This window comes from Flavobacterium humi (assembly GCF_004745595.1).
Lineage (GTDB): Bacteria > Bacteroidota > Bacteroidia > Flavobacteriales > Flavobacteriaceae > Flavobacterium > Flavobacterium humi.
Genome location: NZ_SRLH01000003.1, coordinates 139,848 through 163,320 on the forward strand (window position 1 = coordinate 139,848; position 23,473 = coordinate 163,320).

The 23,473-nt window shown below is 41.9% G+C and carries 19 protein-coding genes; 7 read left to right on the forward strand and 12 right to left on the reverse strand.

From position 1 onward, the window contains the following. Positions 1–14: 14 nt before the first annotated feature. Complete coding sequence (locus E4635_RS06000; RefSeq protein WP_135525723.1) at positions 15–875, reverse strand: hypothetical protein; 861 nt, start codon at positions 873–875, stop codon at positions 15–17. Between the two features lie 197 nt (positions 876–1,072). Between E4635_RS06000 and E4635_RS06005 the strand changes: the two genes are divergently transcribed. Both E4635_RS06005 and E4635_RS06010 read left to right on the forward strand, forming a co-directional pair. Beyond that, a complete protein-coding gene (locus E4635_RS06005) occupies positions 1,073–1,633 on the forward strand; it encodes a ComF family protein (RefSeq protein WP_317133522.1) in 561 nt (186 codons plus the stop codon). A gap of 82 nt (positions 1,634–1,715) precedes the next feature. Continuing rightward, positions 1,716–3,320, forward strand: a complete 1,605-nt coding sequence (locus E4635_RS06010) for an Ig-like domain-containing protein (RefSeq protein WP_135525725.1) — start codon at positions 1,716–1,718, stop codon at positions 3,318–3,320. On the opposite strand, the gene E4635_RS06015 is transcribed toward E4635_RS06010, so the two are convergent. The 8 genes from E4635_RS06015 to E4635_RS06050 all read right to left on the reverse strand — a co-directional run bounded on the left by E4635_RS06015 (position 3,317) and on the right by E4635_RS06050 (position 13,512). Further along, complete coding sequence (locus tag E4635_RS06015; RefSeq protein WP_135525726.1) at positions 3,317–4,081, reverse strand: amidohydrolase; 765 nt, start codon at positions 4,079–4,081, stop codon at positions 3,317–3,319. The genes E4635_RS06010 and E4635_RS06015 overlap by 4 nt on opposite strands. Before the next feature lies 1 nt (position 4,082). Then, positions 4,083–6,869 carry a GH92 family glycosyl hydrolase gene (locus E4635_RS06020; RefSeq protein WP_135525727.1) on the reverse strand — a complete coding sequence of 929 codons (2,787 nt, stop codon included), beginning with the start codon at positions 6,867–6,869 and terminating at the stop codon, positions 4,083–4,085. Positions 6,870–6,955: 86 nt separating this feature from the next. Further along, on the reverse strand, positions 6,956–7,717 hold the full coding sequence (locus tag E4635_RS06025; protein ID WP_135525728.1) for a succinate dehydrogenase/fumarate reductase iron-sulfur subunit: 762 nt from the start codon (positions 7,715–7,717) through the stop codon (positions 6,956–6,958). An 8-nt stretch (positions 7,718–7,725) separates the two neighbouring features. Further along, positions 7,726–9,735 carry a fumarate reductase/succinate dehydrogenase flavoprotein subunit gene (locus tag E4635_RS06030; RefSeq protein WP_135525729.1) on the reverse strand — a complete coding sequence of 670 codons (2,010 nt, stop codon included), beginning with the start codon at positions 9,733–9,735 and terminating at the stop codon, positions 7,726–7,728. Positions 9,736–9,739: 4 nt separating this feature from the next. Then, positions 9,740–10,564 carry a succinate dehydrogenase cytochrome b subunit gene (locus tag E4635_RS06035; protein ID WP_135525730.1) on the reverse strand — a complete coding sequence of 275 codons (825 nt, stop codon included), beginning with the start codon at positions 10,562–10,564 and terminating at the stop codon, positions 9,740–9,742. Between the two features lie 170 nt (positions 10,565–10,734). Further along, on the reverse strand, positions 10,735–11,607 hold the full coding sequence (locus E4635_RS06040; protein WP_135525731.1) for a hypothetical protein: 873 nt from the start codon (positions 11,605–11,607) through the stop codon (positions 10,735–10,737). A gap of 91 nt (positions 11,608–11,698) precedes the next feature. After that, positions 11,699–12,892, reverse strand: a complete 1,194-nt coding sequence (locus tag E4635_RS06045) for a hypothetical protein (protein ID WP_135525732.1) — start codon at positions 12,890–12,892, stop codon at positions 11,699–11,701. Next, the gene (locus E4635_RS06050; RefSeq protein ID WP_135525733.1) at positions 12,892–13,512 is read right to left on the reverse strand and encodes a hypothetical protein; all 621 of its coding nucleotides are present in this window, start codon (positions 13,510–13,512) and stop codon (positions 12,892–12,894) included. The genes E4635_RS06045 and E4635_RS06050 overlap by 1 nt, the downstream gene beginning before the upstream one ends. 120 nt (positions 13,513–13,632) lie before the next feature. Here E4635_RS06050 and E4635_RS06055 point away from each other — a divergent pair, with 120 nt between their 5' ends. From E4635_RS06055 to E4635_RS06075, 5 genes are all read left to right on the forward strand, one after another. Continuing rightward, on the forward strand, positions 13,633–14,925 hold the full coding sequence (locus E4635_RS06055) for an aminopeptidase P family protein (protein ID WP_135525734.1): 1,293 nt from the start codon (positions 13,633–13,635) through the stop codon (positions 14,923–14,925). 7 nt (positions 14,926–14,932) lie between these two features. After that, complete coding sequence (locus E4635_RS06060; RefSeq protein WP_135525735.1) at positions 14,933–15,832, forward strand: alpha/beta fold hydrolase; 900 nt, start codon at positions 14,933–14,935, stop codon at positions 15,830–15,832. Positions 15,833–15,948: 116 nt separating this feature from the next. Further along, complete coding sequence (locus tag E4635_RS06065; RefSeq protein ID WP_135525736.1) at positions 15,949–17,013, forward strand: DUF2891 domain-containing protein; 1,065 nt, start codon at positions 15,949–15,951, stop codon at positions 17,011–17,013. An 11-nt stretch (positions 17,014–17,024) separates the two neighbouring features. Continuing rightward, complete coding sequence (locus E4635_RS06070) at positions 17,025–17,813, forward strand: alpha/beta fold hydrolase (RefSeq protein ID WP_135525737.1); 789 nt, start codon at positions 17,025–17,027, stop codon at positions 17,811–17,813. 103 nt (positions 17,814–17,916) lie between these two features. After that, on the forward strand, positions 17,917–18,699 hold the full coding sequence (locus tag E4635_RS06075) for an alpha/beta fold hydrolase (protein WP_135525738.1): 783 nt from the start codon (positions 17,917–17,919) through the stop codon (positions 18,697–18,699). A 2-nt stretch (positions 18,700–18,701) separates the two neighbouring features. On the opposite strand, the gene E4635_RS06080 is transcribed toward E4635_RS06075, so the two are convergent. The 3 genes from E4635_RS06080 to E4635_RS06090 form a co-directional block, all read right to left on the reverse strand. Continuing rightward, on the reverse strand, positions 18,702–19,145 hold the full coding sequence (locus E4635_RS06080; RefSeq protein WP_135525739.1) for a hypothetical protein: 444 nt from the start codon (positions 19,143–19,145) through the stop codon (positions 18,702–18,704). A gap of 34 nt (positions 19,146–19,179) precedes the next feature. Then, positions 19,180–20,574, reverse strand: coding sequence for an FAD-binding oxidoreductase (locus tag E4635_RS06085; protein WP_211518737.1), 1,395 nt, complete (start codon positions 20,572–20,574; stop codon positions 19,180–19,182). A gap of 118 nt (positions 20,575–20,692) precedes the next feature. Then, positions 20,693–23,461, reverse strand: a complete 2,769-nt coding sequence (locus E4635_RS06090; RefSeq protein ID WP_135525741.1) for a PD-(D/E)XK nuclease family protein — start codon at positions 23,459–23,461, stop codon at positions 20,693–20,695. Between the last annotated feature and the right edge of the window lie 12 nt (positions 23,462–23,473).

Below are 23,473 nucleotides of genomic sequence, written 5' to 3' on the forward strand. Positions count from 1 at the left end.
AAGCAAAAAAAGGATTACTTTAAAGAAAAAACAGTACTTCCTATTAAATTTATGCCCGAGAAGATATTTATTTCATAATCTCCTTTTTGGATATCGTTTTTGTTCGGATCTACAAAAACACACACATCCAGCTCCTCGTTGTCGTAATAAATATTGGTTTTAGCGCTGTAGCTAAGCAAACGGGAGTCTTCTTCGACAAAATCACCGTTTTTGGAAACCACTTTATTATCCGGGTTCACGATTTGGATGTAAATATCCTTATTGCCCTTGATGGCCGCCTTGTTTTCAAGAAGGGTAAAACAGACTTTTATTTGCTCAATGGCGCTGAATCTTTTGGTCTCAATGATATTATTGGATACGATTTTAATACCGTTGGCATACACATTGATGGCCGTCAGGTTTTTTGACAGGGCAAGGGCGCTTTCATTACTGTCGTTCCGTTTTTTCAGTTCGCGGTATTTACTGGATAGCTCGCCTAATTCTGTTGCCAATGATTTATTTTGGTCAGACTGCTCCTTTAACTGGTTCTTAAGCGAATCTATTTTTTTGGCATTGGGATGGATTTCCTGTCGTATCTCCTGTGTTTTTGGAGTCGGCGCAACCACTGTAGCCACAGGTTTTATATTTGCCGGGACAGTTTGCTGCGGAGCATTCTGCTGCCTAAGCAATTCCTTGTTTTCATTAAGAGTGGCATCGTAACGCGATAGGATTTCGGTAAGTTCGTTCGAATGCGTAATTTTTTCCAGCTGGATTTCCTGCTGTAGCTTTTTATTCTGGCTTTTTCCCTGATAATATTTTGACGCAAAGACAATTCCCACAGAAGCAAACACAACTGCGGAAAGTTTTATCATCTTTAATGATGTTCTTAAGGTCATTCTTTTTGGGAGATAAATTTTAATTTTTATAAATTTATATTTTTAAACAATTCCTCAAAAAAAAAATCGATGAAATGCTAAAAAAACTGATAAAACTATTTTTTCCTGAAATTTGTTCCGGTTGCTCTGAAATTCTTTTGGAAAATGAAACGTCAATTTGTGTTGCCTGCAGGCATCATTTACCCTTAACAAATCATTTGCTTGATATTGAAAATGAAGGGTTTAAAAGGTTTTACGGCCGGATTCCCGTAGCGCATTCGTCTGCCATGCTGTATTATCATAAAAAAGGAATCGTCCAGCAGCTGATCCATAATCTTAAATACAAAAACCATCAGGAAATTGGTACATTGCTAGGGAATTGGTACGCCGAGGATTTAAAGGCAAACCTGACATTAAAAGATGTGGATTACATCGTCCCGGTCCCTTTGCATAAAAAAAGGCTGAAGGAAAGAGGTTACAACCAGGTCACCACTTTTAGCAAAGCAATCTCCAGTGGTTTGGGCAAAAAATACGATCCTTTTATCCTGATCCGCAAGGAATATGCGGCAACGCAGTCCAAAAAAAACCTGGCCAACAGGAATTCGGTGTCGGAAAATACGTTTGGGATCCAGTTTTCGGAAATCCACCATGATAAGCATTTCCTGCTGGTTGATGATGTCCTTACAACCGGAGCAACATTGGAAGCCTGTGGCAAAGCTCTTTTGCAAATCCCGGGATCGAAAATAAGCATCGTTACGATGGCCATGTCACAATCTTAATTGCAGAGCCGGCATTCACAATAAAAAAGATTTCGTTTCCACTAAATATAGTTGTTATTTTGTAGCGGTTAAATCAATATTCATGAGAAAAATCAAAATACCAGGTTTCGGCTTTGTTTTCTGTTTGCTGCTACTGGTGGCGAGCTGTGCTAAAAGAGGCACGATTACCGGTGGCGATAAAGATACTACCCCTCCTAAAATCATATCCAGTTCTCCTGCGAATTTTTCAACAAACTTTGACAAAAAAACAATCAAGATAACCTTTGATGAATATGTCAAGGTCAAAGACCTGCAAAAAAACCTGATCGTTTCCCCACCGATGAAAATCCCTGTGACGGTATTGCCTCAAGGGATAGCCAGCAAAAACCTGATCATAAAAATCAACGATACCTTGCGGGCCAACACCACATATAGCTTCAATTTCGGGCAAAGCATCACAGACAATAACGAAGGAAATGTACTCAAGCAGCTGAAATATGTGTTTTCCACCGGCGCGTTTGTCGATTCCCTTTCTGTGGAAGGAACCATCAAGGATTCTTACGAAAAAGAAACCGAATCCTTTGTCAATGTAATGCTTTATGAAGTAGACTCCAATTTCAATGATTCGATTATTTACAAAGAAACGCCGCGTTATATCACGAGTACTTCAGACAGTTTAAAAACATTTAAGATCGATAATGTAAAAGCTGGGCAATACCGCCTGATTGCGTTAAAAGAAAAACCGGACAATTATAAATTTGATCCCAAAAGAGACAAAATCGCTTTCTACGACAAAACGATTACGGTTCCGGACAAGGCTATTTTTGAACTGGAACTGTTTAAGGAAACGCCGGAATTTGACAGCAAAAAACCTGTACAGGCCTCGGCAAACCGTATAATTGCAGGTTATGAAGGTGATGCAAAAGAATTAAAAATAGACGTAAAACAGCGCAATAACCCTGTAAGGACAATCCTGACCAAATATGCCGGTAAAGATTCGGTCCAGGTTTGGTTCCAGCCTATAAAAAACGATTCATTGCAACTTATGGTCCAAAACGGGAAGTACCAAAAAGGATTTTCAGTCCGGTTAGGAAACCAGAAACAGGATACGTTAAGGCTTTCCCTTAAACAAAATGCCATTTTGAGGCTGAACGACCATTTCGCCATCACATCGGCAACTCCCCTTGAAAAATGGGACGTTGCAAAAATGAAGTTGTTTAAAAAAGATTCTTCGGCTGTCGCTTTCAAAACCAATTATGACGCATTTAATCAGAATCTGGAAGTTTTATTTGACAAAGATCCTGATGAAAAATATACTTTTTCGTTGCTGCCAAATGCTGTAGAAGATTACCTGGGCCAAAAAAACGACAGCTTGTCTTTTTCGTTTTCCACCAAAAACCCGGCCGATTACGGAAACCTGAAGCTAAATCTGCAAAAAGTAAAATCCTATCCTGTCATTGTTGAGCTGACGGATGCCAAAGGCAAGGTTTTGGCTTCTGCCTCTTCCGAAACCTCCACAGTCGAATTCCTGCTGTTGGAACCTCAGAAATATTCATTGCGGGTTATTTACGATGAAAACAAGAACGGGAAACGCGATTCCGGGAATTACCTCAAAAGACAGCAGCCGGAAGAAGTCATCCATTACCCGTCGGAAATTGATGTCAGGGCAAATTGGGATGTCAATCAGGATGTTGACCTTAGCAACTAACCTAGCGTAAATGCATCTCTATCGTTCAGGAAATTGAGTTTTGCCCTGGTATCCAACATGGCTTGCCAGTCTAGTTCTACCATAAAAACAGCTTCGTCTTCTTGTGGTTCCAACAGGTAATTCCCAAGGAAATCTACAACTTGCGAATGGCCTATGTAGTCCAGGTTATTGTCGTCTTTCCCTACTCTGTTGACTCCAATAGTGTAGCACATATTTTCGATGGCACGTGCCTTGAGTAAAGAATCCCAGGCGAGCATACGTGGTTTTGGCCAGTTGGCAACGTAAATCAGTACATCGTACCCTTCCGTATTCCGGGAAAAAACCGGGAAGCGCAAATCATAACAGATAAGCGGGCAGATCGTAAATCCTTTATACTCGATGAGCAATTTTTCCTTCCCCGAAGCATATACTTTGTCTTCCCCGGCCAGGGAAAACAAATGCCTTTTGTCATAGGTTTTTATATCACCCGAAGGAAAGACAAAAAGCAGCCGGTTGTAAAAATGCCCTTCATCCTTAATGACCAGGCTTCCGGTAATGGCACAGTTTTGGGCTTTCGCCAAAGCGACCATCCAAGAAACCGTTTCTCCCTGCATCGTTTCAGCTACTGCATCAGGATTCATGGTAAATCCTGTGGCAAACATTTCCGGCAATACAACCAGGTCTGCAGTGGAAGCCATCCCGTGGATCTTTTCTTCAAAATAGTTCCGGTTTGCTTCCGGTGTTTCCCACACCAAAGGTGATTGGACTAAGGCTATTTTCATGTTATTTTACAGTTATTTCGTCAATAAATATATAGGCATCCCCTCCCGCGCCCTGATGCCACTCCGGCAATTTACCGAAATTATAGGCTTTCACTTTAATATAATGTGCCGCCACCGGGGTAAGGGTTGTTTTAAAATCAATAATCTTCGTTTCTGTTTCTTTGGGATCGAGCGTATTTTCAATGGTTTTGACCAGGGTGAAAGTAACATTGTCGGGCGAAGTGTAGAATTCGACTTTTTTCGGCATGACAATCCAGGCACGGCTGTCCTGAAGGAAATTAGCCGAAAGTTGGGAAACTTTTTGTTCCTTCTGCAAATTGATCACACATTCAAAATCCTGGCTTTGGTAACCCTGCCAATCTCCTTTTCGCCAGTTTTCGGAACCAAAAATACCGTCAATAAGGCCTTCTGCACCACCGGCATGGTATTGCGGGTTGTATTTCGATTGGATAGTGATCGTGTAATTGTTTGGTTTTTTGAAAAATCGGGCAGAAATCGTATCGCTTTGATTCCCAAAAGCATCTCTTGAGTAGAATTCGATTGTAGCCGACTCGGTCAAAATCAATTCTTTATTAAACTTATTAAATCCTGAGCCATTTGTATTATAAAAGTATTCTACTTTTTTAAGATGCGAATCAAACGAAACACTTAATTTATCCTTAAAAGATTTACTTTCCGCCTTAATAACCGGAACTGAAAGATAATTTTCTTTCTGAATGAATTTGACCGCTTCCTTATCCTTATTAATTCCAAAATCCCTTAAGAAACTGGCATTGATTGTTTTGTTTATTTCTCCATACTTCCCATTCCCAAAATCAACTTTTATGTTCTCAAAAAAAGGCTTTACCGTTGCCCACTGATTTTGACCAGGAGTCACATTATAAATACCCATACTACTCAATACATACCAGGCGCTCATTTGCCCGCAATCTTCATTGCCAATCAAACCGTCTGGAGCATTTTTATAGAATTTATTTAGGATGTAATGCACTTTTTCTCTCGTTTTCCCAGGATTATTAATATAGTCATACAAATAAACCATATGATGGCTTGGCTCGTTCCCATGAGCGTATTGGCCAATTAAACCGGTTACGTCCGCTTGTTCGCGACCCGTTGTTTTGGATTCACCATTAAACATTTCGTCGAGTTTGGCTTCAAATTCTGTTACTCCTCCATAGGCTTCAATCATACCCGGAATGTCCTGAGGCACGAAAAAAGAGTATTGCCAGGAATTCCCTTCGGTAAAATTATTGTTGATTTCCCGGGCATCAAAAGGTTTGTCCCAGCCACCGTTTTTCTTCGGGCGCATAAATTTGGTATCCCAATCAAAAATATTTTTCCAGTTTTGGGAACGTTTCATAAAATAATTGTAATCGTCCTTTTTGTTCAGAATGAGTGCCATTTGCGCGATACACCAGTCATCATAAGCATATTCGACAGTTTTGGAAACACTTTCGTGCTCGTCATCCATGGCAATGAAACCATTCTTTTTGTAGGCAGCCAAACCCAAATGATCGAGCATTGCACTGTGTTTTGCAGCTTCGAATGCTTTCTCGTAATCAAAACCCGGAATGCCTTTCGCCATAGCATCGGCCATTACGGAAACAGAATGGTATCCGATCATGCAATCTGTTTCGTTGGAAGCCAATTCCCAAACCGGAAGCCTTCCGCCCTGCTCGTATTGCTTAAGGAACGTATTGATGAAATCAGCAGTCCTTTTCTTTTCGATCAGCGTATACAAAGGGTGTGCTCCGCGGAACGTGTCCCAAAGCGAGAATACGGAATAATAGTCAAACCCTTGTGCCTGATGGATCTTGTTGTCCCTTCCGCGGTATTTCCCGTCGATATCCTGGGCAATATTAGGCTGTGACATCGTGTGGTATAAAGCCGTATAAAAGATGGTCAATTTGTCTTTTTCAGCCGAAGTGATTTCGATTTTTGACAATTCGGTATTCCAAAGCTGCGCTGCTTTTTGTTTTACCGTATTGAAATCCCAACCCTTGATTTCGGACATGTTTAAAGCTGCACCATCATAACCTGTCGGGGAAAGCGATACCTTTACAAGGATTTTTTCGCCTTTTTTCACTTCTTTGGAAAAACTGATTTTCAGTTCTGTACCGGAATACGTTCCTTCTTTTGGGTCTCCATTCGATTTTACTTTTGTGATTTTCATCGGAGTATTAAATTCGATACGGGCAAAAACATATTGGTCTTTAGCCCAAGCTTCGCTCCTGCGCAGGATTTCAATGGTTTTGGCATCGATAACCCTAACCTCGCCGTACAATAATTTGTCCCTATGGTTCAAATCCAGGATAATATTAGCCTGGCCGCTTCTGGTGAAACTATATTGATGGAAACCTACGCGGGCCGAAGACGTCAGACTGACATCGATAGCATGCTTGTCCAAAGTCACGGAATAGAAACCGGCAGAAGATTTCTCGTTGTTATGGGAGAATGCGGAAGAATATTCTTTGGGATCAAAAGTAGGCTCGCCCATTGTTGGCATGAGCATAATATCTCCGTAATCGGTACATCCGGTCCCGTTTAAATGCGTATGTGAAAAACCATAAATCACCGAATCATCGTAATGATAACCCGAACAACCGTCCCAACTTCCGTCTATGCGGGTATCGGGCGACAATTGCACCATCCCGAAGGGCACGGTAGCACCCGGATATGTGTGGCCGTGGCCTCCTGTCCCAATCATAGGATTGACATATTGACTGTAATTCTGGCCTACTAGCAAGGACGTAAAAAAGAGTAGTAATAAAGAGAACCTGGTTTTCATTGTTGTAGTTTAGTTAGTTGCAACCAAAGATAAAAAAAACGCATTCAAATTAATGAATGCGTTTTTATATAATTTAAGCCATGCTTTTATTTCATGCTTGCTTTTAGGTATTCCCTGTTCATACGGGCAATGTTTTCTAAAGAAATCCCTTTTGGGCATTCGATTTCACAAGCTCCTGTATTGGTACAGTTACCAAATCCTTCTTCATCCATTTGACGGACCATGTTCAGGACACGGGTAGCCGCTTCTACTTTTCCTTGCGGCAATAAAGCATATTGCGATACTTTTGCCCCAACAAACAACATCGCAGAACCATTCTTGCAAGTGGCCACACAAGCCCCGCAACCGATACAGGCTGCTGCTTCAAACGATTTGTCCGCATCGTTCTTATTGATTGGCGTAGCATTCGCATCTATGGTATTTCCCGAAGTGTTTACCGAAACGAAACCTCCTGCCTGCTGGATCCTGTCGAAAGAACTTCTGTCTACCACCAAATCCTTGATTACCGGGAACGCCTTGCTTCTCCATGGTTCAACAAAAATAGTATCCCCGTCCTTAAACATCCTCATGTGCAACTGACATGTGGTAATACCGGTATCCGGACCGTGCGCCCTTCCGTTGATGTAAAGGGAACACATTCCGCAGATTCCTTCACGACAGTCATGGTCGAAAGCGATCGGCTCGGTTTTTTCATTGATTAATTGTTCGTTCAATTGGTCTAACATTTCCAAAAACGAACTCGCAGTAGAAACATTATCTAATTTATAAGTTTCCATGCTCCCTTTCGATTTGGCGTTTTTCTGACGCCAGATTTTAAGGTTTATATTGATATTTTTTGCTGAAGACATAATGCTGATTATTTGTAATTTCTAGCTGCGATTTTAATAAACTCGTATTTCAATTCTTCTTTGTGAAGCTCTTCTTTACTGATGTCGTCGCCTTTGTATTCCCAGGCGCCAACGAATTTGAAATTCTCATCATCACGAAGCGTTTCCCCTTCAGAATCCTGGTATTCTTCACGGAAGTGGCCTCCGCAAGATTCTTTACGTTGTAAGGCATCCATTGCCATCAATTGTCCTAATTCGATGAAATCTGCCACACGAAGTGCTTTTTCCAATTCAGGATTCAATTCGTCTGCACTTCCCGGAACATAAACATCACTGTGGAATTCTTTTTTCAATAATGCGATTTCTTCAATTGCTTCTTTCAATCCTTGCTCGTTACGCCCCATACCTACTTTATTCCACATGATGTGGCCCAATTCCTTATGGAAATGATCTACGGATTTTGTACCGTTATTACCCAGGAACTTATTAATCAGCTCTTTAACCCTGTTCTCAGCTTCTGCAAATTCAGGCAGGTCTGTAGAAATTTTACCGGTCCTGATTTCATCTGCCAGATAATCCGAAACGGTGTAAGGCAATACGAAATAACCATCTGCAAGACCTTGCATCAAGGCAGAAGCTCCCAAACGGTTCGCCCCGTGGTCAGAGAAATTGGCCTCTCCGGCTACGAAACAGCCCGGAATGGTAGACTGCAGGTTATAATCTACCCAAACACCACCCATGGTATAGTGGACCGCCGGGTAAATTTTCATTGGTGTCTCATATGGATTCTCGTCGGTAATTTTTTGGTACATGGTAAACAAGTTACCATATTTTTCCTCCAGCCATTGTTTCCCTAAAGCGGTAATTTCTTCTGCTGTAGGATTGTGGTTCCCTTTGGCATATGCCGATTGCTTCCCTTTAGTTTGGATTTCAGTAGAGAAATCTAAATAAACTCCTTCATTAGTAGCATTCCCTTCAATTCCATGGCCTGCATCGCAAACTTCTTTTGCTGCTCTCGAAGCCACATCACGAGGTACTAAATTTCCAAATGCCGGATATTTTCTTTCTAAGTAATAATCCCTGTCATCTTCCGCAATTTGCGTCGGTTTTAATTTTCCAGCCCTGATCGCTTCCGCATCTTCTTTTTTCTTCGGAACCCAGATACGTCCTGAATTTCGTAATGATTCGGACATCAGGGTCAGTTTGGATTGGTTGATTCCATGAACAGGAATACAAGTTGGGTGGATCTGAACATAACAAGGATTGGCAAATGCAGCTCCCTGCTTGTGGATCTTCCAACCGGCGGTCACGTTGCTTCCCATCGCATTGGTAGAAAGGAAATAAACGTTTCCGTATCCTCCTGATGCGATAATTACAGCATGCGCCGAATGTCTTTCAATCTCTCCGGTAATTAAGTTACGGGCAATAATCCCACGGGCTTTTCCGTCTACTTTAACCAGGTCAAGCATTTCGTGGCGGTTGAACATCTGGACACGGCCTAAACCGATCTGTCTTGATATGGCCGAATAAGCGCCCAGCAACAATTGCTGTCCTGTCTGTCCTGCCGCATAAAATGTACGTTGTACCTGCGTCCCACCAAACGAACGGTTGTCAAGCAATCCGCCGTAATCACGGGCAAAAGGAACTCCCTGCGCCACGCACTGGTCGATAATATTTCCTGAAACCTCAGCTAAACGGTGTACGTTCGCTTCACGGGCTCTGTAATCTCCTCCTTTAATAGTGTCATAAAACAACCTGTAGATACTGTCACCGTCATTTTGGTAATTCTTAGCTGCATTGATACCTCCTTGTGCTGCAATCGAGTGCGCACGGCGTGGAGAATCCTGAAAACAGAATGCCTTCACATTATAACCCATCTCGCCAAGCGACGCGGCGGCGGCGGCTCCTGCCAAACCTGTACCTACAACGATAACATCAATTTTAGGCCTGTTGTTCGGGGCAACTAATTTTAGGTGATTTTTATGGTTAGTCCATTTCTCTGAAATAGAACCTTCTGGAATTTTTGAATCTAACTTCATATAATTAATGCTTTAGAATAAAATTAAAATGGATACAAACCGGAATAATTGCAAACAACAAAGGAACAATGATGGCAAATAATTTTCCGAACGTTTTTAGGGCCGGCGTGAATTTATTGTTCACACCCAATGATTGGAAAGCACTTTGGAATCCGTGCAATAAATGGAATGCTAAAACTCCCATTGCCAATACGTATAATATCGTAAAGATCAATCCGTATTTCTCGTCTTTGAAAAACGCGAACGTGATTTTATGCAAATCCTTATAAGCCTCGCCTACTTTTACATGGGCGTTAATATCGATAAGATCTGTCTTATTTTTCAATTCTACACCGTCTTTTGGCATATAACCTCCGGCAGTTGTGATGTAAAACTCCTGTGCCATTCCCGGCTGTACTTCAATTCGGACAGTCTGCAACGGCATTTTTTCGTCAAAATGCATTTTGGCCCAAAAATTAACCATATGCGTTACGATAAAAACCAAAATTACCGTTCCCAGCACAGCCATATTCCTTGAAGCGGAACTGCTGTTCTTTTGCGGATTGTTCATAGCGTAGGCTATAGGGCGTGCTTTTTTGTTTTGAATGGTCAATAAAATCCCATCGACAGCATGGAATATGATTGAAAGGTAAGTAAGGTAAGATAGTAATTTTACTGCCGGATTAGAAGTCATAAACAATGCATACTGATTGAATTTTAATGCATCGCCAAAAATTAACTGAAGATTTCCAGCTAAGTGACCAGCTAAGAACAAGCATAAAAATAAACCTGTAAGAGCCATCCAGTATTTTTTACCAATAGACGACTTTAAAAGTGCAGATTTTGCCATAATATTTGTTTGATTGTATAGTTTTTAAAAAATTCAAACAAAAATAAGGCAATTTGAGTGTCCCCGCAACCTTTTAGAAGTAATTTATAATGAATTTAAAGTGAGCCTGGCCCATTCCTGTTCCAGGGCTGTCAAACCCACTTTAAAATTGTTTTTCCAACCTTTGGAACCTATCTCACGTAGCTCGGGATAAGCCCTCTTAAGCCCATATCCACAACATTCTCACCTGCAGACGGTTCGTATTTGCCATCGGCTGTCACTTCATGCCATTCAAAACTATTGTTGATCGATAATGATAAAGTAACGGTAACATCGGTAGTTTCATTTCCGGTAATGATCAAATTGCTGGCAAATTTACCGGTCACCACACATGATCCGGCCGGAATCGGCGAAGTGGCGGCAATAGGGTTCGGAACCGTAGTAGCGCCTGCCGGCGCCTGGCCTGAAGAAGAATACGCAAAACCTTTCAATCCAAAAGCCCAATAGCCCTGATCGCGGTTCCCGTTTACTACAAAAGGATAATTCGCTATAGTATGTGTCCCGATGTACGTTCTGAAACCTACAAAACTAGCCAGCGTCCCAACATAATTAGCGCCTGAATTCCAAATATTTACATCATAATTCTGATAGGAAAGCGAACATCGCACCCATTCATAACTTCCTGCCGCAATATCTTTTAAAGGAATGGAAAGAAAGGCTTCATTTTCACCCACAATTTTGGCCTTGCTGAAATCGATCGCGTTTGACCCGCCCGCTCCGGTTTCCGGTGCGTGGTACAAAACAGCCCCTGCACCAAGCATCGTATTGGCATTTGGGGCAAACTCCAGGTAATGGGAACTTATGGAATTAAAAACAGGCGTCTGTGCTGCATTTCCGGCGGGAACGGCTGACGGCTGGCCAACATTGTCCAATCTTGCCTGGGCAGGATCGAATTTAAACTTAACGATTAATTGCGGGCCTTCTTCGACAATATCATCTTTATCCGAACAGGAAAAAGAAACCATAACCAGCACCCATAACAATACCTGGATTTTAATTTTCATAGCTTACGAATTTTAGGTTTCGACAAATATATACAAACTATTATTCTGCACTAACGCACTCGGTAACAACGGAAATAAAAGTCGTTTTATTTTACTCCTCTACAATCAGGTGGAATCCATCCTGCAAAACAGGCATTCTCCTCCAGTTGATGCCTTTCGCGATAACCTTCCACGCCTTGCCGTCATTGAAATCCAGTTCCAGAAGACTGTCTGCCGGCCGGTATGTATATTGCACCTGTACTTTTCTTTTGCTGTAATCATACAATTCCAAACGGTGTTTCAGTAGGTCATTTTTCATAAAATAATCGACCATATGGCCATCTGTTTTTTGCAAAATAAAATAACTGTTGCGGTGGACGAATAGTTTCCGTACCGGAAATTCCGAAGGCCGTAAAACTTTCTTATTGACCGTCATCTCTTTTACGGTATAAGCACCATGCAGGAAAATCTTTTCCGAAAGATCATCGTTTGTATTCCCGGAAGCCAGGTAAGGATATAGCACTTGCAAAAACAGCAATCCGATGAGGAATGTTTTTAGGCCTGTTTCATAGCCATGGGGCAAAAAACCCGGCAGCGCTTCCTGTGGCAACTGCACTAGTTTCCTGGAAATAAAAAAATCATACAGCTTTCTTACAAACGGAGCCAGGACAAACAACGCCATCAGCAGCAGGAAACAGGAAAACATTTTTACAGAAATCCCAAAGCCGAAATTAACCATCACAATATTGACCAAAGTGCATACAGCCATCAGCAATCCCAAAACCCTGGTCTTCCGGATCAAAAGCAGCACGGCAATTGCCACCTCAATACTTCCCGTCATTACAGAATAGGACCTCGAAGTCCCCATAGTGCTCCAGAACAGGATATCTTTAGTCAAATCACCCAATGGTGTGTATAGGATATTTGGTTCGGGCAGGTAAAATTGTGCCTTGAAAACTTTGTCAAAACCGTATTTCAATAGAACAAAAGACAAATAATAAACCGCCGTAAGCCTAGAGGCCGAAATGTATTTTACCGGATTTGCTTTCAACCATCGCAAAACAAAAACCCCCACGAAGGCTGTCATCAAAAGCAAAACCAGCAAAGCCGCAACCGAAAATGTATCTGAAGAAAAACCTACGGCATATGTGTTACCGGTAAAAAGGCGTTGCATTAGCCCAGCGGGCCGCGAAAACACGAAATGTGCCAGCCGGAACTGAAAATCACTGCCGTAAAAATGCAACGGAAGAAAAATCATCCCCAAAACAAAAAAAAGGGCTCCCGTTTTTTCGAGATGGTCTTTCATTATTGTGCAAGTGCTTTTTCAAGGCTATTGGCTTTCCGGGTAAAATACACCACAAGGCCCGAAATAAAGGACAGGGCAACGATAAAAATAAATTTTGGAGGAAAACCCGAACCGGCATCAAAAGCAAAAAACCCCGATTTTTTACGCTTCCTGTTTTCCTTTTTATATTTCTTTATTTTGTTGTCAAAACCGATAAAAACAACCTTATCCATATCATTTTCAAAATGGTACTCGCTCTTCAAAACCATTTTGATACTGTCCAGCGAATGGTTTTTGGAAAAAAGCGGATGGTCAAAAACCGTATCCCTTCCGGCTTTCCATAAAGTACTTTCCCCAGTCCCGTCTTCCTTTGCCCTTTTCATGACACGCTTGCAATACTCGCTGGTAATCATGACCGATTTTCCTTTGGAAACATACACAACCGTATCCAGGCTTGCATTTACAACGGTGCGGTATGGCACATCGCCCAAATTGGAATCGCCAATATCAAAAAGGCCTTCTTTCATGGCGATCCTGAAATCGGAAGCGCTTCCGCTGTGGCTTTTATGGGAAATCAGTTTCGTTTGGGAAAAACAAACCAGTGGAAACAAGTGTACAAATAACAACGCTAACTTCTTCATCTGCAAAGGGGTTGAATGGCTAAAGATAAAAAAATCAATATAACAATCTGTTTTTTACCTATCATTTAACAACTATTAGCTTTTATCTTTCTAAATTTGAGCTTCTTAAATTTACTTACTATGAAATACCATCAGATAGACCGGAATTTATTCATTAAAAACCGTGCGAAATTTACGGCTCAAATGAAACCCAACAGTGTGGCCATCTTCAATTCCAACGATATTTATCCTGTTTCTGCCGACAGCACCTTGCCTTTTGCGCAGCACAGGGATATTTTTTACCTAAGCGGCGTGGATCAGGAAGAAAGCATCCTGTTGCTTTTCCCGGATGCCCCTTATGAGCATTTAAAAGAGATTCTTTTCTTAAAAGAAACCAACGAGCATATTGCGGTTTGGGAAGGCGAAAAACTCACCAAAGACCGTGCTTTTGCCGTATCTGGGGTAAAAACCGTTATCTGGCTGCAGGATTTCCATAAAACACTGAAGGAAATCATGGCCTATTCCGAAACCATCTACATCAATACAAACGAACATTACCGTGCGACTATCGAAACGGAAACACGCGAGGCCCGTTTCATCAAATGGTGGAAAGAAAACTATCCTGCCCATAAAGTCGAGAAATCCAATCCAATTTTACAACGCATCCGTTCTATTAAGGAAAGCGAAGAGATTGATTTGATCCAGGAAGCCTGTACGATTACCGAAAAAGGATTCCGCCGTGTCCTTGATTTTGTGAAACCGAATGTCATGGAATACGAAATCGAAGCTGAATTCGCCCATGAATTCCTGCGCAACCGTTCCAAAGGATTTGCGTATACGCCAATTATCGCTTCGGGCAACAATGCGAACGTCCTGCACTATATCGAAAATAACCAGCAGTGCAAAGCCGGTGATTTACTTCTTTTGGATGTTGGTGCCGAATACGCCAACTATTCCAGCGACATGACCCGTACAATTCCCGTTTCCGGAAAATTTTCAGACAGGCAAAAAGCAGTATACAATGCCGTTTTGAACGTTAAGAACGAAGCCACAAAAATGCTGGCTCCGGGCACCCTTTGGAAACAATACCATATCGAAGTGGGCAAAATCATGACCTCCGAATTGCTAGGCCTGGGCTTAATTGACAAAGCCGATGTCCAAAACGAAAACCCGGACTGGCCAGCCTACAAAAAATATTTCATGCACGGCACGTCGCACCATATGGGGCTTGACACGCACGATTACGGCTTGTTGCACGAACCGATGCAGCCCAACATGGTCTTTACCGTAGAGCCAGGGATTTATATTCCTGCTGAAGGTTTTGGGATCCGTATTGAAGATGATGTAGTTATCCAGTCTTCCGGCCCAGCTTTTAACCTGATGCGCAATATCCCTATCGAAGTGGAAGAGATTGAAAGCCTGATGAATTCGTAAAAGAATCATGAAAAGATACTACGCCTTATTTTTCTTCCTGTTTGCCACTTATTCCTTTGCTCAAACTGAAGGGTATGCCGTCAATGCAGATGCCAGCCAAACCTATTTCAGGACATTTGGCTCCGGTACTCCCATACTCATCATCAATGGTGGCCCCGGGATGAACAGTAACGGATTTGAAGCTATGGCCAGGAAATTGGCCAAAAACCACCTGACGATTATTTACGATCAGAGAGGAACAGGTAAATCAGCATTGTCGGTTTTGGATAGTTCCACAATCAATATGAAAAAAATGGTTGCGGATATCGAAGTATTGCGCAAGCACCTTAAGATTGACAAATGGTCTGTCCTGGGCCACTCGTTTGGAGGTATGCTGGCTTCTTATTATGCGACATTGCATCCGGAACATATTGATAAATTGATCTTATCTTCTTCCGGAGGTGTCGACCTGAAACTGCTCAACGGCCCCAATCTTATCGATTCCCATTTAAGCAAAGCCGAAAAAGACTCCTTACGCTATTGGAATAACAAGATCGAAAATGGCGACACCAGCCATAAAGCCCGCTTGGGAAGAGGCCGTGCTATGGCTCCGGCGTATGTTTTTGACCGGAAATTCATCCCTATTATTGCCGAAAGGCTGACGCAATCCAACATGACCATCAACAGTTTGGTGTGGAATGATTTGCAAAAGATGCAATTCGATTGCAAAGAGGAATTGAAATCCTTCAAAAGGCCGGTCCTGATTATCCAGGGGAAACAGGATATCATCAGCAATGAAATAGGAGAATTGGCACTGCACACATTTCCCAATGCCCGGTTGGTTTTGCTCGAAAAATGCAAACATTACGGATGGCTTGACGCCGAATACAACTATTTTGGAGAAATCGAAGGGTTCCTGAAAGATTAAACCCTATCCGTCCCATAATAAAGGTCTGCAGCAGTGTAGGCCTTTTTTATTGTGCAAGAAAAGCAATTTCAAAAAATTCTTGGCTAAATTTGTGTACTAACAGTAATCCAACCACAATGAGAATCCTTATCCTGTCCCTCTTTGTTTCCTGCTCTTTGTTTTCACAGCAAAAACTAACCGAAGAAACGGCAATCAAGTTAAGCCGGCTGGCATTGCATTGCATCAACACTGAATTCCCTAACAAAACCTCGCATCTTTCCGATTCCAAAACAGATGCTACTTTATTGCCAAGCGAACTGCATCCTGCTTTCTACGGCTGCCTGGATTGGCATAGCAGCGTACACGGGCATTGGATGCTGGTCAAACTCTTAAAAGAATTCCCAAACCTTAAAAATAAAGATTCTATTATTACCGTGCTCGACCATTCCTTTCAAAAAGACAAAATGGAAGCCGAAGCTGCTTATTTTGGAAAATACACAGCATCTGAAACCTACGAAAGAACCTATGGTTGGGCCTGGTTATTAAAACTGGACCAAGAATTATACACCTGGAATACAGAGCAGGGCCGAAAATGGCACACTTCACTGCTCCCCTTGACTACTAAGATTGTTTCCCTCTGGAAACTCTACCTGACTAAACAAACTTATCCCAACCGCACCGGCGTCCATCCTAATACGGCTTTCGGGCTTTGCTTTGCTTATGATTGGGCAAAAGCCACAAACGAAATGTTCATGGTGCAACTAATAGCCCAAAAAGCCCGCGATTTTTATTACCCCAACTCGGCCATCCCCGCTTATTTAGAACCAGACGGGACCGATTTCTTTTCACCGAGCTTACAGGAAGCAGATATTATGAAACGTGTTTTGTCTAAAGAAGAATTCTTAAAATGGATCAACCCCTATTTTACAGAAGCTGGGATCAAGCAAATCTGTACACTCCCGGTAGTAAGTGACCGCAGCGATTATCAGATTGTACACCTGGACGGTCTCTCTTTCAGTAGAGCCTGGAATATGAAAAGTATTGCTTCGGCTTTGCCTAAAAGCCATCCGTTAAAGCTCCGTTTCGAGAAAACTGCCAATCTATTTATCGAAAAATCACTACCTGTCATATTTGAAAGCGGTTACGGTGGCGGGCATTGGCTGGCTTCTTTTGCCATTTATGCTTTAACCGAAAACAATTGATGCCTTTCGTTATGCAAACTAACACCAATTTTTCACTGGTTGATATTGCCGTTACAAGAACAAACCATTATCCAGGCAGGCCCACCATCATTTTCCTGCATGACTCCTTAGGCTGTATAGAGCTATGGCGGGATTTTCCGCAAAAACTGGGCGAAATGAGCTCCTGCAATGTCCTTGTCTACGACCGGCAGGGGTACGGGAAGTCCTGTCCGTTCACACAAGCCGGGCGCGATAATTATTACATAGAAAGGGAAGCTGATATCCTGGCTGAACTACTGGACTATTGGGCCATTGAAAAAGCCATCCTTTTCGGGCACAGTGACGGTGGTTCCATAGCACTGATCGCCGCAGCAAAATATCCGGCAAAAATAACAGGCATCCTAACCGAAGGAGCGCATGTTTTAGTAGAAGATGTTACCCTCAACGGTATTAGGGAAGCCATCCAGCTCTACCAGACCACAGACCTGAAAACCAAATTGGAAAAATACCATGGTGACAAAACAGAGGCTATGTTTTGGGCCTGGGCATCCACTTGGACAAGCAATACCTTCAAAAGCTGGAACATTGAAAATTTCCTGCCTTTCATCCAATGCCAATCACTAATCATGCAAGGAGAAAACGATGAATACGGTACCTTGGAGCAAGTAGCTAAAATAACGGCACAAACCAAAGGAGATGCATCAGCATTCATTATCCCCGCCATACAGCACACGCCCCACAAGGAAGCGCCAGAGGTTGTTTTGGAAGCATCTGCCGCCTTTATCCAAAAATTGCTTGCACCGGTAAATAGTCAACATTAGATATAATCTCGCGGTTCCCTTTGCCGCCACACCTCCATTTTACCTATGGAAACCAAAATAAAACCTTATTTTTGCAAATTATTGCAACCCTTACCATCCTATTTTGAAACAGCTTCTCTATAAAAACATCCAAATTGCCTATTCTGAAACCGGGAAAGGAACAGCTCTGATCTTACTGCACGGTTTTCTGGAAAATGCAACCATGTGGGATTATTACCAGGAAACCTTTGCCAGGGAATACCATGTTATTACTATAGATTTATTGGGGCACGGCCAGACCGGATGCCTCGGTTACATTCACACGATGGAAGATATGGCCGATGCCGTCCATGCCGTTTTAGACCACCTGCACATCAAGAAGGCTATTTTTACCGGGCATTCCATGGGTGGTTATGTGAGCTTGGCTTTCGCCGAATTGTATCCGGATTACATCAAGGGCATGGTGCTGTTAAACTCCACTTCTTACCAAGACAGCGATGAACGCAAGGCAAACCGGGACAGGGCCGTAATTGCAGTCAAAAAAGACTACACCGCTTTCATCCGGATGTCTATTGCGAATTTATTCAGTGAAGGCAATCGGGAAAAACTCTCCCAAGCCATAGAAGCCGTAAAAATCGAAGCCTTGAAAACGCCACTCCAAGGAATCGTCGCGGCACTCGAAGGGATGAAAATCCGTAAAGACCGTGAAAAACTGCTGCATCTTGCCGATTTTCCTATCTTATTGGTTTTGGGCGAAAAAGATCCTGTACTCAATTATACCGAAAACAAAAAACAGCTCGAAGGCACATCTGTACAATTCGCATCCTTTCCGGACGGCCATATGACCGCTATCGAAAACAAGGAAGAATTGGGCCCGGTACTACTGGATTTCTTCAGGACTTGTTAAGATTATTCGACCCGGATTGGGAATCTTCGGTTTTCAATAAACAATTCTTTCGGCGTCACATCATTCGGAAATTCAAAATATAAAATCCGCTTGATTTGTTTTTGTGGCTTAATGACGGTTTGAGAATCATATTTCCCCTGAAAACTGTGGAAACGGTACAAACTGTCTTGCGGCGTTGAAATATAAACATCGTCCATATTAAAGACACAGTCTTTGGTTCCCTCATTCTTAAAAATCAGCTTCATTTTAACAAACATCATATTTTCATTAGCTTCAATCATGTTGGAATACACATAAGAAGGCCTCATAGAATTCGGTATCGATTCTAAAATAATATAATCTTCCGAAATTTTCCTGAAGGTGACCGTCAATCCTTCCACATTATTTTCAAGGACCGCAAAACCGGTCAACATAAGGAACAAAAATCCTGATAAAATTGCTTTCATATGCATCGTATTCGTTTTTAAAACAGTCGTTCGTTTATTTGTAGTAATCGTAGAATTTATTCTTGAATATTTGATCCGGGTCGTATTTCAGTTTCAGTTGGAAAAAAGCATCACTTTGCGGATATGCCTTCCGCATGGCTTCTTTTTCAACATGCAAACGGTAGGGCAAATAGTAGGTTCCTTCCATTCTTATTGCGGTCTGTACGAGTTTTTGGGTCAGCTTCTTCATGGCTTCTTCATCCTCAGGGTTCTTTTTTTGGTTAAACAGAAATACAAACCCGAAAACATTTTCCCTGGCATAATTCATATAACTGTCATGGTCTTGGTACACATCCCTGATAGTAATATTCAGCAAGTCTATTTGGGTATTTCTGAGGTCTTTCTTCAATGCCTGGATATATTCATTGAAATTCCTTTCGGGAATAAAATATTCCTGCAAGATATCAGTCGAAGTACTGTCTTTATTTTCAATTAAAGCCACATTGTCATTCAGGACTTCATTCCTTGAAAAATTTTCGTCTGAAGAAAATTTGCTTAATTCGGTTTCCAAATCCCAACGAAGCCGTTTGCCATATTCACTGTTTACCGTACTTCTGAAGATAATCCTTTTGATTTCGTTCGATTTCTGGCTGTGCTCCGGTTTTTGCGCATCGGATAACGGTGTCTTCGAAGAAGTAAAGACATTTAGGGTGGCATACTCCAGAAAATCCTTTTCCGAGATGTTCAATCTTCCAAAAACCAGCTTGGCTTTCTCATCATCACGGGCATATCTCCTAAAATAGCTCAGGTATTTTGTGGATTCAAATTTAAAACGGTTAAAGTTCAGGTTCTCATTATCAACAACCTTCAGTTTTACATCTAAAATAATCCCAAACAGGCCATAACCTCCAATAACCAGGCTGAATAATTCTTTGTTTTCGGTTCTGCTGCACGTTACGATCTCTCCATCGGCTTTCATTAAAGTAAAAGACAACACACTCGAAGACATGGGAGGCGCGTTCTTTTGCCATCCATGCCCGTTGACACTCATTGAACCTCCAACAGAAAATGAACTGAAAGCCTGCATGATGGCCACCGATTTTTTATATTTATCCAGATAATTGATGACTTCTTCCCACAAAGCTCCAGAACCCACAGTCAGTACATCACCATCCAGTTTCATGTGGTTGTATGGCCGCATGTTTACAACAATACCGTCCGGATACATGGTATGTCCTCCCATGCTGTGCTTTGCCCCTGCTATGGAAAGAGGAATTTGCTTCATTTTTGAAAAGGCTAGCAATTCCTTCAATTGTTCCTCAATCGCTTCCTTCGAATGCGGAACATCAATGATAGAATCAACTTTGGTCAAGTTCAATCCGCTGGCATCATTTGTATATCCTTTGGGAACAACCGTTCTTATTTCATCCTCATTCCAATACGTTTTCAAAAGATGAAATGCGGGTATGGAAAAGAACAGCAAAATTCCAGCAATAACAATGTATAAAAAATACTTCTTTTTCATGTATACTATCAAATCAGTTTTAATTTTTTTGGCTTGTTCTTTTTTACTGGAGTTTTTCCTCAAAAGGAATCCCCGGGTCTAAAATTTCAGTAATCAACAAAATGATTTCCGTTTTGAAAAGCTCCAATATCCCGGGGTTAATAGCGGTGAAGGTTTCTTTGCCTTCTTTGACTGCAAAAGGCAGGAAACCACCCTTCATATTCTTAAAGGAAATAATTCCAGCTTCCATTTCCCTCTCACCGGCCTCTTTCCCGAACATAAAAGCATAACACAGCAGCTGGATGATCTTGTCGTTTTTGATCTCAAGTGTCAATCCGTCCCATTCCTTGAGCTGCACGCTGTTCTTGTCTACTTTTCCGGTTTTGTAATCGATAATCCGGATCTTGCCGTTCCGGATTTCTATCCTGTCTACTTTCCCGGCTATTTTTACCGCGTAAGGAAGCCTGGAATCGTCAATATTTTCCTCCAGATCTACCTCAAGGGCAAGGACTTGCACCGCATCTCCGTTTTCAATGTTTTTTTTCTCCTCATTGAGAAAGTTGAAGACATTTCGTTTGGCCACTTCAAAAGCCAACAGGTTCTTTCCTTTTTTGACTTCGCCTTCTTTGTATATTTCCTTAAACTGCTTCAGTACTTCCTCATCGGCAACAAGCAACATATTATCTAGGTCGGCTACGGACAGGAACTTCCCGATCACTGGTTTGTACAATTCTTCCAATGTTTCATGGATGATGGTCCCCAAAGTGTTTAAGGCGATATTCTCTTCCACTTCTTCCGATTCCCGGATAGACAATACCCGCTGGAAATAAAACTGTACCGGGTTTCGTACGTAGGAAGTCAGTGCGGAAGGAGAAAATCCTTTTCCCGTTGCAATTTCTTTCAAACGGCTTACCACCGCTTCCGACTTCGAAATACTCATAGGTTCGTAAGCAATCGTAGGCACCGTTGGCTGTATAATGGTATGTGTGAGCGTATGTTTGGGTTGTTTTTCGACTTCCAGTTGTGTGATGAAACGGCTTTTTTCCCCGCCATCCAACCCTTCGCTTTCCGTATTGTAAAGCAGGAAGATATTTTTGGCGCGCTGCAGCAAATGGTAAAAATGATAGGTATAAATGGCATCCTTTTCTTTATACGTCGGAAGGCCCAGCTCACGTTTCACATCATACGGTATAAACGAATTTACTGTTTTTCCGGCCGGGAATTTCCCTTCGTTCAATGAAGTGATGATGACCGTTTCAAAATCCAGGACACGGCTCTCAAGCACACCCATAATCTGCAGCCCGGACAACGGTTCTCCTTCAAACGAAACTTCAGCCACATCGATCACCTGTTTGTAAATGGCCTGCAGCGTCTGTACAGAATCGACATGCTCGTTTTTGGAACAATACGTGATGAGTTTATTGATGACTTTATAAATCGAATACAAAAAGGTTTTGACCACTTTGTCGTCTTCAGAATCCGAATTGAGGTTGGCCTTTACCATCAATAAGATTTCCGAAATACTTTCCAGGATCTCTATAGGTTTCCTATGCCATTTCTGGAATATCAGCCGGAACAGGTCGTTCTGCCTTTCTTGTAGTGATAATACCTTTTGATGTGTAATGAAGGTGTAATTGTTCTTTTTGATGGTTTCGACCAAACCAGAGGCAAACACATACGATTCGACAATAGGATTGGTCAACACATCCAGAATATCCTTATAGTAAAAGACATAACTTGATTCGCTTCTGTTCAATGCGTTGGCGTGCATTTTAAAGAGTTTGGCAATCAGCACCTGGATTGGATTGTTCTTACTCGAATAGCCCATAGTAATATTCAGGCTTCCTACGCTTTGGGGCAAAGAATGCAACACCGGGATTAACATGTTTTCGTCGCCCAGGACTATGGCCACTTTATCCAATGAGGAAAAAGACGCATCGGAAATCAAATCTTCAATAAGGCTGGCTGCAATTTTGGCCTGGCCGATGGATTTTGCAGTCCCAATTACCCGAATATTTTTTTCAGCCGAAAAATCATTGACAATCCATTCAAACGGATGCGCTTTGTAATGGGGCCAGCTGCTTTTAAACCTTCTCAGGAAAAGACCAGTGTCATGCGAAGGATCATTCAGGAAAGCGGCATCTGCGTCCCAATAAACAGAAGCTTTGTCAACTGATATCAGGTATTGGATGATTTTTTCCTCCGCCTGGTTCAAGGCATTGAATCCGGCAAAAACAAATCGTTTTTTAGGCATTGAAGCTGAAAATTCGTCCAGTTTGCTAACCGCTTCACGATAAATCAACCCTTGGTAACCGATCCCTTTATTTTTCAAATGGCTATAAAGGTTTTCGTAATACAACGGGAGCAGTTTCCAAAATTCCAGGTAATTGTCTATTAACGTTGTTCGGTCTTCCATCGTTATACCCCATCGCTTTATAACTTCAATATCCTGAAGATACGAAAACACGTGGCCGGGTTTAAGAAGGTAGCGGTCAATTTCATTAAAATCCTGAAGCAGGGTTTTCGCCCAATTGGAAAACAGCTCGAACGATTGTTGTTTTTCTTTTGGGGTAACCGACAAATAGAGGTCATAAAATTCGAAAAGCAATTCAATCGAATCTATAGATCGGACCTGGGCTATTTCCTGTATAAAATCTTCAATACTTATTATTTCCGGAGCAAAGGTAAATCGGTCCAAATTGGATTTGAACGATTCCAAAAGAAAAATTTTAGCTCTTTTATTGGGTAAGACAATCGTCATTTCGGAAAGGCTCAAAGCGGGATCCGAAAGCAATTGCCTAGTTAAGATTTCAAGAAAAGACTGGTTTGACATTCTATAAAAATA